This window comes from Pelotomaculum schinkii, assembly GCF_004369205.1.
Lineage (GTDB): Bacteria > Bacillota > Desulfotomaculia > Desulfotomaculales > Pelotomaculaceae > Pelotomaculum_C > Pelotomaculum_C schinkii.
Genome location: NZ_QFGA01000001.1, coordinates 1,188,308 through 1,205,392 on the forward strand (window position 1 = coordinate 1,188,308; position 17,085 = coordinate 1,205,392).

Consider the following 17,085-nt stretch of genomic DNA (forward strand, 5'->3'; position numbering starts at 1 on the left):
TCTAGCCTCTGACATCATTTCCGGGGTGATTATATCACGCTTCATCAGCTCCCGGCAAACGGTTGTTTTGTTCCGTCCGGGCAATTAGCTAAGGATGCGCCTGGCGAAAGGAAGACGCATCCTTATCTTTTTGCAAACGACTACTTGTTGAGAGCCTTCAATCCTTCCAAAACCTTCTCCGGGAGAGCAGGCAGTCTGGTGATCCGCACGCCGCAGGCATCATATATAGCATTGATGATTGAAGCGTGCGGCGAGGTGAGCGGCAGTTCGCCGCAGCCGGCGGCGCCGTAGGCGCTGCAGGAACGCGGGGTTTCGGTATAGACCAGTTCCAGCGCATCCGGAACATCCTTGATGAAAGGTAAGCCGCAGTCTTTCATGGAAGTGTGCTTCTTGATATCTTCGAAATCCTCGCTGAGAGCCAGGCCGATTCCCTGCGCCAGGCCGCCGAGAAGCTGACCGTCCACTGCCAGCTTGTTGACGACCTTGCCTACGTCGGCGGCCATCGTCATTTTTAAAACCCTGGTCTTGCCCGTTTTGACATCCACTTCAACTTCAGAGAGGAAAGCCCCGTACATGTAGGTCGCAACCGGGTTGAACTGGCCGGTCTTGGGGTCGATGACGCTGCAAAGGTCACCGGTAGAGTATTTCCCCAAATACTTGGTGGGAATCTTCTCAGCCACCATCTCCGCATAGGTGCGGAAGCTGCCGTCCGGCTTGCGCATCGCGTTTAGCAGCTGCTCACAGGCATTGTGAATGGCGTTGCCGGTCACAAGCTGGCTTCTGCTGGCAGCCGAAGGACCGCTGTTGGGACAGGTAGCGGTATCGTTCATGACCAGTCTGATCTGCTCAGGCTTGATCCCCAGCGGGCGCAGGGACTCATGGGCGCTGGCCAGTGTTCCGATGTCGCCGCCCTGGCCCTGGTCCTCCCAGGTGTTGAAGATCGAGACGGTCCCGTCGGCGTTGAGTTCGGCGGCCGCTTCTGAGACATCGTTGGAGTCCCTGCCGGAGTTGTACGTTCCGATCGTAATACCCACGCCCCGCTTCTTATCCGCGGTTGACTCTTGTCTGGCCCTCTCCAGGGCAGCTTTATACTTGGGCCGAAGCAGGTCAAGGAGTCCCGGGAAGGGATGGCAGTCAAGCTCGTTGCCGCTGGGAGTGGTGGAGCCCGGCCGGTAAACATTCTTATAGCGGAACTCCAGCCGGTCCATACCGATCTTTTCAGCCAGCTCGTCCATCAGCACCTCGCTGGCAAACTGGCTCTGGGGCGAGCCGTAGCCCCGGAAGGCTGAACCAAAGGCATGGTTGGTAAAGGTACAGCGACCAACCGCCCTGATGCTCGGAATATGATATCCTGCCGCAATATTACGGCAGCCTTTAACGGTAAGCAAATCCCCGAACTCTGAGTAGGCGCCGTGATCGACTATGAAGTCATGTTCCATTGCCAAAAGCTTACCTTCCTTATCGGCTGCGAGCTTGAGATTGATGAAGAAAGGAGAGCGTTTGCCGGTGTAAGTAATATGCTGGTAATAATTGTATTTCATAAACGCCGGCCTGCCGGTAGCCATTGTTACCACTGCCAGAATGGCTTCCATAGTCGGACTCAACTTGTAGCCGAAGGTGCCGCCCATCGGATTCTGCACCATCCTGAGCTTGTCGGGCTCAATACCCAGACCTTCATAGAGCATCCTGTGACAGCTGTAGAGACTGAGCGACTTGGAATAAACTGTAACCCTTCCCTCGTCGTCAATATTAGCGAAAGCCACATCGGGTTCAATGGTCAGGTGGGGCTGCCGCTGAATATAAAAGCTGTCCTCCACCACATAGGGAGCGGATGCCATAATAGGAGCAGTGTCCGGGCCCTTGATAACCGGCTGTTCGAAGAAAACATTCGGGGTTCCCGGGTGGATTTCTATAGCGTCATCGGCAGCCGCATCAAGGGCGTTCATGTAAGCAGGCAGTTCCTCAAGCTCGACCTTCACCTTGTCCGCGGCCGCCCGGGCGTGCGCCTCGGTATCGGCGCAGACAGCGGCAATGGCGTCACCGAACTGGAATATCTTCTCATCACAGAGGATCGGGCGGTCGTAACCGTCGTTTTTGCTCCAGGGATAAAGCACGTAACCGAAAATCCGGTTTTTTCCTTTGACGTCCTTGTGCGTCAGGACCTTGACCACACCGGGCATCTTCTCGGCTTCGGATGTGTCAATGGAGAGTATCCTGGCATGAGAAACCTTTGCCTGGGCCAGCGCCACATGCAGTGTGTCCGGCGGCAGCTTGAGTCCCAGGTCGTCGCCGTAATCGCAGTTGCCGGTAACCTTGTCGACTGCAGAGGGACGGGGATAAGCAGTGCCGATTATTCTACCGTCTTCCGGCATCTTAAATTTCAATTCGTCAATACTCATCTCGCCCCGCAGCACCTTGGCGGCAGCCATTACTGCATCCACCAGCGGTTTGTAGCCGGTGCAACGGCAGGCATTGCGGTGCTGCTGGAACCAATCCCGCACCTCTTCCCTGGTGGGGTTGAGGTTGGTATCGAGGAGTCCCTTGGCTGAAACAATGAAACCGGGGCTGCAAAAACCACACTGGGCTCCACCGTAAGCGATCCAGGCTACCTGCAGAGCGTGGAGGTTAATCGGTGTGCCGATTCCCTCGATGGTGGTGATTTTAGCTTCCGCCGGAACCCTCTTCATTTTGTAGACACAGGATCTGATCACCTTGCCGTCCATGATCACCGAACATGCCCCGCATTCACCTTTGCCGCACCCGACCTTCGTTCCGAGCAGCATCAGCTGTCTGTGCAACACATCGGACAACAGATCGTCGGGTTCAACCAGAACTGTTCTTGGGATCCCATTGACATTGATAATTCTTGTCTCCATTTCTTCAACTCCTTTATATGTTATTTTTCTATGACCAAGGCGGACCGGACTAAGGTTATCCGCGCGCCTTTGGTTGCCAGCCATAGAAATGACTCTGATGATACCGTGTCAGCTGAAGGGGCAGCTTACTATAATTAAGCGCAAAAAGTATGCCAGCTAATCAAAATTAATAAACCCGCGCCAGACAATCCGGCAAGGCGTAAAAAATGCCCGTCCCTGCTGGAGGGGCAGACAAACCAATCGTTATTGGATAGACTTGCAAATAGAAAACAGTCATGTTGACTGGATACTTTCGAACCAAACAATAAGATTGTTTTGGATAGTTTATATCCAATCAAAGAGGGATATTGGTTTTGATGAAGAATATATCTTATTATGTCGAATTTCATTATATAACTCAGTATCTCCATCTGGCACTAAACGCATATGCTGCTTAAATATGGCAATAAGAAGTATTAAAACACTACTTATAACGTCCGGGAAGGAGGTTATCTGCCATATGCCCCCAATCAATTACTCTTCAACGGAGCAGCAATTAATGCTCCTGTCCAATTTACACTCTTATTTGTCCGATGTGCGCCACAACTGGGAATATTTTATAAAGCACGGAAAAATAGATCGATGCTATGGGCTCAGGAACGAGGTCCTGCGCTCTTGGGAACGTACGGCTGCAAAAAACATCAACCCGTATGAACCAATTGACGCCGCTCTTATACCTGAACCCAGCTTAAAAAAAAGGATACTCGAAAACGAAGAGCTGATAGCAGTCGCTTCACCTTTTTTGGAAGCGTTTACAGCAACTGCAGTCGGCCCCGAATTTAGAATCGATCTTACAGACAAAGACGCTGTTATTCTGAAACAATTTGGGCACAAAAAAAACTTTAAAAATAAAGGCAGGTTCGTTATAGGTTCCTTTTGCAGCGAAGAAAGCATCGGAACAAATGCTATTGGACTTGCTGTCGTTCTCAAACAGCCTGTTCAGCTTATAGGACCTGAACACTTTAATGCGAATCTTTGCTACCGGACCTGTGCAACCAGTCCAATTTTCGACGGAAAGGGTGTTCTTGCAGGTTTTATTAATTTAGCCGGAAATTATGAAACAGCCCACATTCACACTTTAGGCATAAGTATGGCTTTAGCAAGAGGTATCGAATTAGAATTAAAGCAAAAACGTTTACTTAATGAAAAAGAAACAACAGCAAGTTATCTTAAAAAAATAGTTGACACCATACATGAAGGTGTTATTGCAACCGATAATAACGGGATAATTCAAATATTTAATCATGCTTCATCAACCATCCTGGGGATACCCGTAGAAAAGGCTTTAAGAAAAAACATTCGCGAAGTATTTGATACAAATTCTACAATAATGGGGAAAATAGATAATCATAAAAGAATTATAGATAAAAAGATGTCATTTTTCTACCAGAATAAGCGCAGGACTGTGAAAGGCAGCTCTTTCCCGCTAGAAGGCAAAGAAAATACTAACGGGGGGGCTTTGACCGTTTTTCAGGAAGATGACATCTTTCAACCAAAGAGAAACGCAACCGGTTTTAATGCCCATTTTACCTTTGATGATATTAAAGGCAAAAGCAAGAAATTCCTGGCCACTATCCAGCTAGCTAAAAAGGCTGCAGTAATACCATCAAATATTTTGCTTTACGGAGAAAGCGGAACGGGCAAAGAGCTTTTCGCACAGGCTATTCATAACGCCAGCAACTTTAGCAAAGGTCTGTTTGTCGGCATCAATTGTTCCGCAATTCCTGAAGATTTAATTGAAAGCGAGCTCTTCGGGTATGAGGGCGGCGCTTTCACCGGTTCAAGAAAGGAAGGACGAATAGGAAAATTTCAATGGGCGGACGGAGGTACTCTTTTCCTGGATGAGATTAACTCCATGCCATTATCAATGCAGCCCAAATTGCTGAGGGTTTTACAGAACCTAAGCTTTACCAGAATTGGCGGCAACACTGAAATACCGTTTAACGCAAGAATAATCGCAGCTTCTAATACCGAACTCTGGAATGAAGTCAAGGAGAAAAGATTCCGCGAAGACCTTTTTTATCGTTTGGATGTTGTTTCCATAGAGATCCCTCCTTTAAGGGAACTTGATGATATTGACGAACTAATTTCCTATTATTGCATAAAAACCACCAATCGTCTGAATTTCAACTTTAAGGTTTCTGACAAGGCTAAAGAAATTTTACTCCAATACTCTTGGCCGGGAAACACCCGTGAACTCAAGAACGTAATAGAACGCTGTGCGGTAATTGCCTTCAGCCGGAACAGCGACTGCATTGATGAAGAAGATTTACTCAGTTACAGGGGGATCCGTAATTTCCTTGAAGGGCAAAACACGACCAGTAAAATTGATGAAAGCTTTGAACCCTCCAAGCTGGATTCCCTGGAGAAAAAACATATTCAACAAACGCTGTCGCAGATGAAGGGCAACATTACAAAAACAGCAGAACGCCTGGGTATAACCCGAAAGACATTATATTACAAAATTAAGAAATACAATTTAAATCCTAAATCCGGGAACTGATTGCATCAGTACTTGACGGTATGCAAGGGCCTATAAACCTTTACTTCTAGGACCACGAGGCACAGCGTCAAAACGTGTAAAATTAAAACTGCAAATGTAAGGAGCACGTTGATTGTCACCTCAACGTGCTCCTTTGGATCATACCCGGCATGGATAATTTTTATAGGGTTATATCCGCATGATATTCCTGCAATGATTTTGCATTGGCTTTCTGAAGAGTATTTTCTTTATATGCCGCGATCCCTTTGGCGCTGGCTAAGGCTGCCGCCAGGGTGGTGATATACGGAACGTTATATTTTATCGCTGTCTTGCGGATATATGAGTCATCATGCTGGCTGCGTTTTCCGGACGGGGTGTTGATCACCAGGTGAATTTCATTATTGGTAATACCATCGACGATATTGGGTCGCCCTTCAAATATTTTTTTAATTTCTTCGGATACAATCCCATTTTCCTTCAGGAAATGGTGGGTACCTTGTGTCGCTTTAATATGAAAGCCCAGCTTGATAAATTCCCTGGCTGTTTCCAGTACTGCCGGTTTATCCGGATCGGGAACGCTGATCAGAACGGTCCCGGATACGGGAAGGGGCGTTTTGGTGGCTTCTTGAGCTTTATAATAGGCCAGACCAAATGAGTCGGCAATTCCCAATACTTCACCGGTGGAACGCATTTCCGGTCCCAGCACCGGGTCAACTTCCTGGAACATATTAAACGGAAAGACCGCTTCTTTTACCCCAAAATGCGGGATTTTTCTTGAAACCAGTCTGCTGACAGTGGTCTGCTTACCGGTTTCTGCCGCCAATATGATTTCTGTGGCAATGCGGGCCATCGAGACATTACAGACTTTTGACACCAGGGGCACGGTCCGTGAAGCTCTCGGATTGGCTTCCAGGACATATACCTTGTCGCCGGCGATGGCGTACTGTATATTCATCAGACCGACCACGTTCAGTTCTCCGGCAATCTTTTTGGTATACTGCACAATGGTTTCAATATGCCTGCCTTCTATACGAATCGGCGGAATCACACAGGCTGAGTCTCCGGAGTGTATGCCTGCCAATTCAATGTGCTCCATTACCGCCGGCACGAAAGCGTCGGCGCCGTCTGCAATGGCGTCCGCTTCCGCTTCAATGGCGTTCTTCAGGAATCTATCGATCAGGATCGGTCTTTCCGGAGTGACCCCGACTGCAGCGGCCAGGTACTGACGGAGCATTTCCTCATCGTAAACAACTTCCATCCCGCGTCCGCCCAAAACATAGGAAGGCCGTACCATCAGAGGATAACCAATCCGGTTGGCGATTGCCAGAGCTTCCTCAATATTTACCGCCATGCCTGATTCCGGCATGGGGATATCAAGTTTCTCCATAATCTGGCGGAACCGGTCGCGATCTTCGGCCAGGTCGATCGTCTCAGGCGTTGTGCCGAGGATCTTCACTCCGGCTTTAGCCAGTTCTCCAGCTATATTTAAGGGAGTTTGTCCTCCGAACTGAACGATTACCCCCAGCGGCTTTTCCTTTTCATATATACTTAAGACATCTTCCACGGTCAGTGGTTCAAAGTACAGCTTATCCGAAGTGTCATAGTCGGTGGAAACTGTTTCCGGGTTGCAGTTGACAATAACTGTCTCATAGCCCAAATCGCGCAGGGCAAAGGCTGTATGCACACAGCAATAGTCAAACTCAATTCCCTGACCGATCCGGTTCGGACCTCCGCCCAGGATCATCACTTTCCGCCGGTCGCTCGATGTGGTCTGATCCGGGGCGTTGTAAGTGGAGAAATAGTAGGCTGCGTTTTCAACACCGCTTACCGGTACAGCCTCCCATCCTTCAACTATCCCCAGAGCAGTCCTGCGCCGGCGAATTTCTGTCTCCGGAAGATTTAACAGCATCGATAAATAACGGTCGGCAAAGCCGTCCTTTTTAGCCTGAACCAGCAGTTCATCCGGTAAATGCCCCTGCTTGTATTTCAGGATTTCTTCTTCCAGCATAACAAGCTCTTTCATTTGCTGGATAAACCATGGCTTGATGTGGGTCAGCCGGAAAAGCTGTTCGATACCGGCGCCTTTGCGCAACGCCTCATACATGATAAACTGGCGTTCACTCGACGGCTCTGCCAAAAGGGACAGCAATTCTTCCAGGGAACGGCGGTTATAATCCCTGGCGAAACCCAGCCCGTAACGATTGGTTTCCAGTGACCTGATTGCTTTTTGAAAGGCTTCTTTATAGTTTTTACCGATGCTCATCACTTCGCCGACTGCCCGCATCTGTGTTCCCAGCCTGTCTATGGAACCGGGAAACTTTTCAAAGGCCCAGCGGGCAAACTTGATGACCACATAATCACCCGAAGGCGTGTATTTATCCAGGGTACCATCCCGCCAGTAGGGAATTTCGTCAAGAGTCAAACCGGCTGCCAGCATGGCCGAGATCAAAGCGATAGGAAAGCCGGTGGCCTTGGATGCTAAAGCGGAGGAACGGGAAGTACGGGGATTTATTTCAATAATGACCACCCGGCCGGTCTTGGGGTCGTGGGCGAACTGAATATTGGTGCCGCCAACTACTTCTATGGCTTCCACAACGTCATAGGAGTATTTTTGCAGCCTTTGCTGCAGTTCGGGACTGATCGTCAGCATCGGGGCCGCGCAAAAGGAATCACCGGTATGTACACCCATGGCATCAATGTTTTCAATAAAACAAACTGTAATCATCTGGTTTTTGGCGTCCCGGACGACTTCCAGCTCCAATTCTTCCCAACCCAATACCGATTCTTCGACCAGGATTTGTCCCACCAGACTGGCGGCAATGCCGCGAGTAGCGACAGTCCTTAACTCTTCAACATTATAAACCAGGCCGCCGCCGGTGCCCCCCATGGTGTAGGCGGGGCGGATAACCACCGGATAGCCAAGCTCAGCCGCAATTTTTTCCGCTTCCTCAACACTATAGGCCGGTTTGCTGCGGGGCATCTCAATACCCAGCCGGTTCATCGTTTTTTTAAAGGCGATACGGTCTTCACCACGTTCAATAGCGTCAACCTGCACACCGATTACTTTGACTCCGTACTTTTCTAAAACACCTTTTTTATATAGTTCCGAACACAAATTTAAACCTGACTGCCCGCCTAAGTTGGGCAAGAGGGCATCCGGCCGTTCTTTGGCTATAATGTCAGTCAGGCTTTTTACATTGAGAGGTTCTATGTAGGTTACATCCGCGATTCCCGGGTCCGTCATAATTGTGGCCGGATTGGAATTGACCAGGACAATCCGGTAACCCAGTTTTCGCAGTGCTTTGCAGGCCTGGGTCCCGGAGTAGTCAAATTCACAAGCTTGTCCAATTACAATCGGGCCAGAACCAATAATGAGGATTTTGTTAATGTCACTCCGTTGTGGCATGGTTACCTCCTGTTGATAATTATGGAATTCTTCTGATGCGCTAAATTAACCGATCTCCTGCAAAACCTGCCACAGCCTTACCAAAGCTGTTTCAGCCCCGCGGCGGGCAACCTCGCTCTTGTTATCCCAGAGCAGGCTTTCCTTCACAAGGATTTCATGACCCAGATCAATGCCTACTGTCATCATGTTTTTGTTGTTTACCAGGGCTTCCTGCTGGCTTGGTCCCAGAACGGCAATACCGATGCCGCTGCCGGTCAGGCGGCGTATGGCCCGGGCAAGCTGTTCCGCAGCTTTTGCTTCTGTAGTGCCCTGGGGCCGGGACAATCCTTCCGACAAGCCCTTTAGACCCGGCGTCTTACTGAGGACCACGCCACCGGCAAATACCCGGGCTGAAAATGGGTCGACCGATAACATGTGTGTCAGCAGTCCTCCGCTGCACTCCTCCTCCACCACCGCCACACTCTTGCCCCTGCGGGCGAGTTCCCGGCCGATCACACCCGGCAGGGTATCCCTGTCCGCGCCGAAAATATACTGGCCGATACGCTGCCGCAGAATGTTTTCCATGGCGGCAATATCCCGCCGGGCTCTCAGCTCATCCTCAGCTTTGGCGGTGATACTAAGATCAATATAACTTCCTTTCACACAGGTGAATACGGTCGGATATGAGCTTTTAAACAAGTCTCCCAGGGATTGGGCCAGAAACGATTCGCCGATGCCGCATAGTTTCAGCACACGGGAGTAGATAATGCCCATTTCCTCAGGGAAGCGAGACTTCAAGTACGGGACCACCTGCTCGTCAAGCATACAATTGAATTCGAAAGGCGGTCCCGGCAGCAGAAAGAAGATCTTGCCCTGATGTTCCAGGACTATTCCCGGGGCAACACCGACACGGTTATCCAGGGCTTTACCACCCACGGGTATGAGCGCCTGTTTCATGTTAACCTCCGGCATGGTGATACCGCGCGCCAGGTAAATCCGCCGCACTATGTTCAGGGCGGTTTCATCCTGGACAAGCGGTATTTGTAGGGCTTCACTCAAGGCCTCGCGGCTTACGTCATCCTCTGTCGGCCCCAACCCGCCCCCTACAAAAATCAGGTCGGCCCTGGCGGCAGCCTGGCGTATGGCCTGCGCACAACGATCCCGGTTATCCCCCACAGTTAACTGGTGGTATGAATCAATTCCCATGGAAGCAAGGGTTTGCTGGATATACTGGCCGTTGATATTTAAGATCTGCCCCAGCAGCAGCTCTGTCCCGCTAAAAATGACTTCGGCAATCATCTGTCTATCACTCCTTCCTGCGTCCGGCCTGCTCCTTATAAGCTGCGGTCGCTTTCAATGATTCAGCTCTGTTTTTTCCATTGTAATACCATTTAAAAAAAGATCAAACAGGGACCGGATGGTTTCTTCCGGGGAAAGGTTGTTTTCCATAATGAAGTTGGGGTTTACCACGGCCCGGATGCAAGCCAGGAGAGCAGCGGTAAAGATTTTGGGGTTTACCTTGCGAAAACAGTCCTGCCCGTCACCCGCCAAAAGCTCTTCGAAGATCTGCTGGATTTTTTCCGCCCTGAACTGTTCAACCCTCTCCCAAAGCTGAGGAAAATGTTTTTGCACATCGTGCAGCGCCAGCGGCTGAATCTGCCTGATATTCCGAAGGACCACCCCGATTGCCCCGGTGATTTTGTCAACGGGATGTTCTGATGCTTCCACAGCCATCCTGGTATCTTTCTCGATACCGTGCATTAAATCCTCCATTACGGCAACGATTATTTCTTCTTTGCTCCTGAAATAACGGTAAATGGTCCTCTTGCTGATACCGGTGCGGGTCGCCAGGTCATCCACCGTAACTCTGGAAAAACCCTGTACCGAAGCCAGTTCTCTTAAGGCAGCTGTTATCCTTTGACGATAGTCTATCAGCTACACCCCCTATTGGTCTGGGGAAACAGTCCCCTTGTCATTTCCATTGTCATTTTACGCTACCTTCTTCTTGAACTTGAGGATGGCCAGGGTCATCATGATTATTGAAAAAACGAGCAGCGCGGCTACCTGGGATACCAAATAGGAAAAACCGATGCCCTTCAGGACAATGCCCCTGATGATCGTCAGATAATAGGTCAGCGGGATCAGGTTGCCTATATATTGAATAATCTTCGGCATGGCTTCCCTTGGGAACATGAAGCCTGACAGCATGATGCTGGGCAACAGGACCATGAAAGACATCTGAGTGGCCTGCATCTGGGTTTTGGCTATATTGGAGATATAAATACCCATCCCCAGGGAGGCGGTGATAAAGAAGAGGGTTAAAAGATACAGCTGCAGCAGGCTGCCCCGGATGGGGACCTGGAACAACAGTACTCCCACCAACAGAGCCACGGTGATTTGCACATAGCCCAGCGCGATGTAGGGGACGACCTTGCCCAGCATCAGCTCATAAGAACGCATGGGCGTGACCATCAACTGCTCCAGGGTGCCACGCTCACGCTCCCGGACAATCCCCATCGAGGTCAGCATCACCATGGTCATGGTTACGATAATTCCCAGTATGGCGGGGACCATGTAATAGGCCGTGACGCCGTCCGGATTGTACCAGGGACGCACCCTGATATCGTACGGCAGGCTTTGGATATGCGCCTTTTGCACCAGGATATTTTGCGACTTCAAAAGGCCGATGGAGTTGGCTATGGACAGGGCGGAATTAGCCACCATATTGTCCGAGGCGTCAACGATGACCTGCACCTGGGCGGACTCGCCGCTCCTTAAGTTCTGCGCAAAATCGGCCGGAAAGATAATACCGGCTTTGGCGGCGCCGCTGTCAATCAATTTGGTTAAGTCACTGTAGCCCGTGGCGGCGTAATTTATGTCGAAATACCCGGAGGCGCTGAAGGAATCCAGCAGGTCCCGGCTTTCCGCCGATAGGGACTGGTCAAAAACAGCTGTTGGTATATGCTTGACGTCGGTCTGGATGGCGTAGCCAAAAAGGATTAATTGGAACAGGGGCAGCATAAACGTGATACCCAGGGTCAACCGGTCCCGCATCAGCTGCAGAAACTCTTTTTTTATGACAGCCAGGATTCTGCCCACCTTACGACACCTCTCTTCTTTTCTGTTTGGCCAGTGATACAAACACATCCTCCAGGGATGGCTCAATCACGCTGGCGGTGGCTCCCGTAAACTGGTTGAAGTCTTCCAGTTGGGCCTGCGATTCAAGCAGCACGTGCAAGAGCGGGCCGTGGATGGAACACTCCCTGACATAAGGAAGGTTTTCAATAGCGCTGATTCGCTGCATGGCGTCGGGCAGGTCGACCTCAACCATACAACCCTCGATGACGTTGTGCTTGAGGTTTTCCGGCGTGTCGTTGGCTATCAGTGTCCCTTCGGAGATGAAGGCAATATTATAACAGCGCTCGGCCTCGTCCATGAAGTGGGTTGTAACCATCACCGTGACTCCTTCAGCAGCTATACGCTGGATAATTTGAAAAAACATGCGCCTGCTGGTAGGACTGAGCCCGCTGGTGGGTTCGTCCAGAAATAAAATGGCGGGCCGGGATAAAATCGCGCACCCCAGGGCCAGGCGCTGCTTATACCCTCCGCTCAAATTTGCCACCAGTTCGTCTTCCCTGCCCTCCAGGAGGGACATGGCCACCATTTCAGATATTCTCTGTTTGCGTTCCTTATGGGGAATGCTGTACATCCCCGCGTAAAAATCCAGGTTTTCGTAAATTGTTAAATCTTCGTAAAGGCTGAATTTTTGGGACATGTAACCGATCCGGCGCTTGATTTTTTCGGATTCACGGGCCAGATCGTAACCCAGTACGGTACCGGAACCTGTTGTTGGCTCCAGCAGGCCGCACAACATGCGGATGGTCGTGGTTTTGCCGGAGCCGTTTGGTCCAAGAAAGCCGTAGATTTCGCCCGGCTTGATCTTGATGCTGAGGTTGTTGACGGCGGTAAAAGAACCGAATTTCTTGGTCAGCTCGTGGGTGGTTACCACGTACTCCACTTAAACCACCTCTTTTTCCGCGAGCAGGACGAAAACGTCCTCAATTGAGGGCGGCACTTCCCTGACCTGAACAACGCCGGCATTCATCCCGGCTATTTTCGCCAGGACTGCAGCTTGCGGTGTGTCCTTGTCCACCAGGACATGGAACTTGCCCCCGTAAAAATAGGCGTCTCTGACTAAATCCAGTCCATTTAAGAAACCCAGGTCACGGGTTTCAGCCTTGATTTCCAGTACCTTGTAAGGAAACCGGCGTTTGATGCTGCCCGGCGTATCGACAGCGGCAATTTTGCCCCGGTCCATAAAGGCGACCTTTTGGCAAAGTTCCGCCTCGTCCATGTAAGCAGTCGACACCAGGATGGTCATGCCTTCCCGGTTTAAATTATACAGGACCCGCCAGAAGTCCTTACGGGATTCGGGGTCAACCCCGTAGGTGGGTTCGTCGAGAATGAGCATGCCCGGCCTGGACACCAGGGCGCAGGTCAGGGCCAGCTTCTGCTTCATACCTCCGGAAAGGTTATCCGCCAACCGTGTTTTAAATTTGATCAGGTTGGTCATTTCCAATATCTCGTCGGCCCGGCTCTGGATGGTCCGGCGGTCCAAATTGTACATGGCGCCGAAAAAATTGATGTTTTCCATCACGGTCAGGTCACCGTACAGGCTGAACCGCTGGGGCATATAGCCGTAGGATTCGACCGCCTTGCGGGCATCCTTGCCGTCCATATCGAGCAGTTTAATTTGTCCGCTGGTGGGGGTAATAAGGTTGCAGAGCATGCGCATGAGGGTCGTTTTGCCGGCCCCGTCCGGTCCGACCAGGCCGAAAATCTCTCCCCTCTCTATTTTGATGGAAACCTGGTCAACCGCCGTCAAAGCGCCGAAGACCTTGGTCAAATCCGTTGTCTCAATCACTCTGACCACCTCCCCTGAAAAAACTGTTCAAATCGCCAAAGCGCTACCCCCAAAATGCAGGGTCGGATTCATTCGCCCAAATGTACCATTAGCCCACACAAGCCCGCCGCAAGCGTCATGCACGATTGAAATCGCACCTGCATCACCTGGCGTTTTTCATAAAAGATGACTGCTATTATTTTTTACGCCTTACGGCCTACAACTATTTTCAAGCCTTTTCGGGAACAAATTTTGTGATAAGCAAAACAAAAGTACCCTATTGAATAATGACATCCGCGGGCATGCCGGGCTTCAAGGCGCCAGCCTGATTGTCAACCCTGATCTTTACTGCGTACACAACATTGGTACGCTCTTTTTTGGTTTGAATCGTCTTGGGGGTAAATTCACCCTTGCCGGCGATTTCCTCCACTGTACCGGTGTACTCCACGCTGCTGCCGCTGACCGTGAAGGTTACAGACTGCCCGAGCTTGACCTGGGGCAGGTCATCGGTTGGTATATAGACTCTTATCCACATGTCGTTCAAGTTGGCCGCGGTAGCCACCGCAGAACCTGCCTGGACGTATTCGCCCTGCTCAAAATTTTTACTGAGGATAACCCCGTCTATGGGACAGATAATTTTGGTATCTTCCAGCAGTACTTCCGACGCTTTTAAGACAGCGGCGCTCTGTTCGACACCGGCCTGAGCCGCCGCAATCTGGTCGGTCCTGCTGCCGGAGCGCAGCAGGCTAAGCTTGGCATTGGCCGATTCCAGCTGGTTGGCAGCCTGCTTGTAAGCAGTGTCCGCCTTTTCCAGCTCGGCATCCGAGATCGCCATCCCCTGGTGGAGCTCCACCGCCCGGTTATAGTCTTTGCCGGCCTTCTCGTAGTTGGTCTCGGCAATGCTGACCGCTATTTCCGCATCGCGGAGTTCCTGCTGTCTGGCACCCGAAAGAAGGTCGTCCAGCTGGGCCTGGGCCTGGATTACCCCCAGAGCGTCCCTTTCTCTCTGTGCAACGAGGTCATTGCGCAGCAAGCTCCCGACGAGCTGCCCCTTCTTGACCGGGTCACCTTCCTTCACCGTAAAATCCTGCAGGGTACCCGGCAACTTGGCGGTCAACTGTACCTGGGTGGCTTCAATGGTACCCGTAGCCTGCAGACCAGCCTGCGGCGCCTGGTTATACCACCGGTAGCCCCAGTATCCGCCGGCCCCCAAGAGCAGCGCCAGGATGATGATTGGGATTTTCCTTTTCATGCTTTTCCCTCGCTTCGCAAATTAGCTAGTTGGTAAATAGTAGGTAAACCATTGGCACTTTGTTAGTTTACTTATTGCCAATATACCACCAGTCCTACAGTATTACAACAAAAAAATTCCGGAGATAAACATATTTTGCAAATTGCGCTATGCGGTAAGCTGAAAAAGGGAACCCGGGTCTTTGACACTTGCGCTAATATAGAAATCTCTACAAGCCTTGAAAACAGGGCTTTTTTTATTAAAAAAATGTCAAATTCTCTCCAATTCTTAGTGAGTAATTTTGCGTAATGTGTTATAATGTAAGGGATTGGAGGAGATTCTACTATGCGACTTAGTATATCCAAGTCTAAAAATGCTACTTCGCTTTATGTCATACAATCTGTTTATGAGAACGGTAAGCGTTCCACAAAAGTTGTTGAAAAGTTAGGAACGCTTGCTGAATTACAGCAAAATCTAAATGGGCGCGACCCTATTGAATGGGCTAAATCATACATAGAAGAGCTTAACAAAAAAGAGAAAGAGCTATTGCGTGAAGTCATCGTTAAATATTCGCCATCCAAAGTGATTTCCAAAGATCAACAACTCTTCTTCAATGGCGGTTATCTTTTTCTCCAGCAGATCTATCACGAACTCAATCTTCATAAGGTTTGCACGGAGATATCAAAAAAATATAAGTTCTCGTTTGATCTGGATGCTATACTGTCACGGCTCCTTTACGGACGAATCCTTTTTCCTTCTTCCAAACTCGCTACCTATAATCATTCCTCAAAGTTCATTGAACAAACGAACTTTGAATTGCAGCATGTGTATAGAGCACTTGAAGTCATTTCCAAAGAAATGGACTTCATTGAGTCTTCTCTTTATAGCAACAGCCTCAAAATTTCAAAGAGAAACACGGGTATTCTCTATTATGACTGTACCAATTATTTCTTTGAAATCGAACAAGAAGACGGCCTTAAACAGTATGGCGCTTCAAAAGAACATCGACCAAACCCTATCATCCAAATGGGTCTGTTCATGGATGGAGACGGCATTCCTCTTGCTTTTAGTCTCAACAGCGGCAACACGAATGAACAGATTACGCTTAAACCCTTAGAGCAAAAAATACTTTCTGATTTCAAACTTTCCAAATTTGTTGTCTGTACCGATGCAGGTCTGGCTTCTGAAAAGAACAGAAGGTTCAACAACGAAGGCGAACGCGCATTTATCACGACCCAATCGATTAAAAAACTAAAAAAGCATTTAAAGGAATGGTCTCTTGATTCAAAAGGCTGGCATCTTGCAGATCATGATAAAACTTATGATATCACCCAGCTTGACGAGGAAACTTATAAAGACAAATGCTTCTTTAAAGAACGCTGGATTAAAGAAAACGGCCTGGAACAAAAACTTATTGTAACTTACTCCATCAAGTACAAAAATTATCAACGTCAAATTCGCAATTCACAAATCGAACGTGCTCAGAAACTACTCGATTCGAATCCAACTAAAATTTCAAAAAGCAATCAGAACGACTATGAACGTTTTATTAAAAAACCCAGCTGTACGTCTGATGGTGAAATAGCTGACAATGAACTCTATGCCTTAAATAACGAAACCATCGTTGCTGAAGAAGCCTATGACGGATTTTATGCCGTTTGTACGAACCTAGAAGGTAGTGCTCAGGAAATCATCCAGATTAACCAGCGACGTTGGGAGATTGAAGAATGTTTCCGGATCATGAAAAGCGAGTTTAAAGCCCGGCCGGTGTACTTAAGTCGCGAAGATAGAATTAAAGCACATTTTACTACCTGCTTTATGTCCCTTATCCTTTATCGGTTATTGGAAAAGAAACTAGGGAATAAGTTTACATGCAGTGAAGTCATCAACGGATTGAGAGAAATGAATTTCTATGAGATCAAGGGCGAGGGATATATACCGACCTACACAAGAACTGATTTTACAGATGAGCTGCATGAATCTTTTGGCTTTCGAACAGATTACGAGATTATTAAGAAAACACAGATGAAAAAAATTTTGACCACTACTAAGAAATAAAAAAATTACTCACTTTTTTAAAATACAAAAAAGCTTGAACACCTTGCAAACACAGGGCTTTCAAGCTTTTTATATTTTTTAACTGTCAAAGATGAGATTGTACATCATTTT

The 17,085-nt window shown here is 49.1% G+C and carries 10 protein-coding genes; 2 read left to right on the forward strand and 8 right to left on the reverse strand.

Features of this window, described 5'->3' with window-relative positions:
- Nucleotides 1-140: 140 nt before the first annotated feature.
- Nucleotides 141-2,876, reverse strand: coding sequence for a molybdopterin-dependent aldehyde oxidoreductase (locus tag Psch_RS05700; RefSeq protein WP_190239451.1), 2,736 nt, complete (start codon nt 2,874-2,876; stop codon nt 141-143).
- Between the two features lie 256 nt (nt 2,877-3,132).
- On the opposite strand from Psch_RS05700, the gene Psch_RS05705 reads away from it, so the two are divergent.
- Nucleotides 3,133-5,418 (forward strand): sigma-54-dependent Fis family transcriptional regulator, encoded by a 2,286-nt coding sequence (locus tag Psch_RS05705; RefSeq protein WP_190239452.1) that lies wholly within the window; start codon nt 3,133-3,135, stop codon nt 5,416-5,418.
- A gap of 160 nt (nt 5,419-5,578) precedes the next feature.
- On the opposite strand, the gene carB is transcribed toward Psch_RS05705, so the two are convergent.
- From carB to Psch_RS05740, 7 genes are all read right to left on the reverse strand, one after another.
- Nucleotides 5,579-8,803 (reverse strand): carbamoyl-phosphate synthase large subunit, encoded by a 3,225-nt coding sequence (gene carB, locus Psch_RS05710; protein WP_190239453.1) that lies wholly within the window; start codon nt 8,801-8,803, stop codon nt 5,579-5,581.
- A 45-nt stretch (nt 8,804-8,848) separates the two neighbouring features.
- Nucleotides 8,849-10,081, reverse strand: coding sequence for a CinA family nicotinamide mononucleotide deamidase-related protein (locus tag Psch_RS05715; protein ID WP_190239454.1), 1,233 nt, complete (start codon nt 10,079-10,081; stop codon nt 8,849-8,851).
- A gap of 54 nt (nt 10,082-10,135) precedes the next feature.
- Nucleotides 10,136-10,717 (reverse strand): TetR family transcriptional regulator, encoded by a 582-nt coding sequence (locus tag Psch_RS05720; RefSeq protein WP_190240240.1) that lies wholly within the window; start codon nt 10,715-10,717, stop codon nt 10,136-10,138.
- A 54-nt stretch (nt 10,718-10,771) separates the two neighbouring features.
- Nucleotides 10,772-11,881: an ABC transporter permease gene (locus Psch_RS05725; protein WP_134217821.1), complete on the reverse strand. Its 1,110-nt coding sequence runs from the start codon at nt 11,879-11,881 to the stop codon at nt 10,772-10,774.
- Between the two features lies 1 nt (nt 11,882).
- On the reverse strand, nt 11,883-12,800 hold the full coding sequence (locus Psch_RS05730; protein WP_190239455.1) for an ABC transporter ATP-binding protein: 918 nt from the start codon (nt 12,798-12,800) through the stop codon (nt 11,883-11,885).
- A complete protein-coding gene (locus tag Psch_RS05735; protein ID WP_190239456.1) occupies nt 12,801-13,706 on the reverse strand; it encodes an ABC transporter ATP-binding protein in 906 nt (301 codons plus the stop codon).
- Between the two features lie 256 nt (nt 13,707-13,962).
- Nucleotides 13,963-14,937, reverse strand: a complete 975-nt coding sequence (locus tag Psch_RS05740) for an HlyD family secretion protein (RefSeq protein WP_190239457.1) — start codon at nt 14,935-14,937, stop codon at nt 13,963-13,965.
- Nucleotides 14,938-15,261: 324 nt separating this feature from the next.
- Here Psch_RS05740 and Psch_RS05745 point away from each other — a divergent pair, with 324 nt between their 5' ends.
- The gene (locus tag Psch_RS05745; protein ID WP_190239458.1) at nt 15,262-16,974 is read left to right on the forward strand and encodes an IS1634 family transposase; all 1,713 of its coding nucleotides are present in this window, start codon (nt 15,262-15,264) and stop codon (nt 16,972-16,974) included.
- Nucleotides 16,975-17,085: the final 111 nt, after the last annotated feature.

Coding starts and splice junctions, on each gene's coding strand:
- Psch_RS05715 (WP_190239454.1), bottom strand. CDS start 10,081: ATGATTGCCGAAGTCATTTTTAGCGGGACAGAGCTGCTGCTGGGGCAG.
- carB (WP_190239453.1), bottom strand. CDS start 8,803: ATGCCACAACGGAGTGACATTAACAAAATCCTCATTATTGGTTCTGGC.
- Psch_RS05745 (WP_190239458.1), top strand. CDS start 15,262: ATGCGACTTAGTATATCCAAGTCTAAAAATGCTACTTCGCTTTATGTC.
- Psch_RS05700 (WP_190239451.1), bottom strand. CDS start 2,876: ATGGAGACAAGAATTATCAATGTCAATGGGATCCCAAGAACAGTTCTG.
- Psch_RS05740 (WP_190239457.1), bottom strand. CDS start 14,937: ATGAAAAGGAAAATCCCAATCATCATCCTGGCGCTGCTCTTGGGGGCC.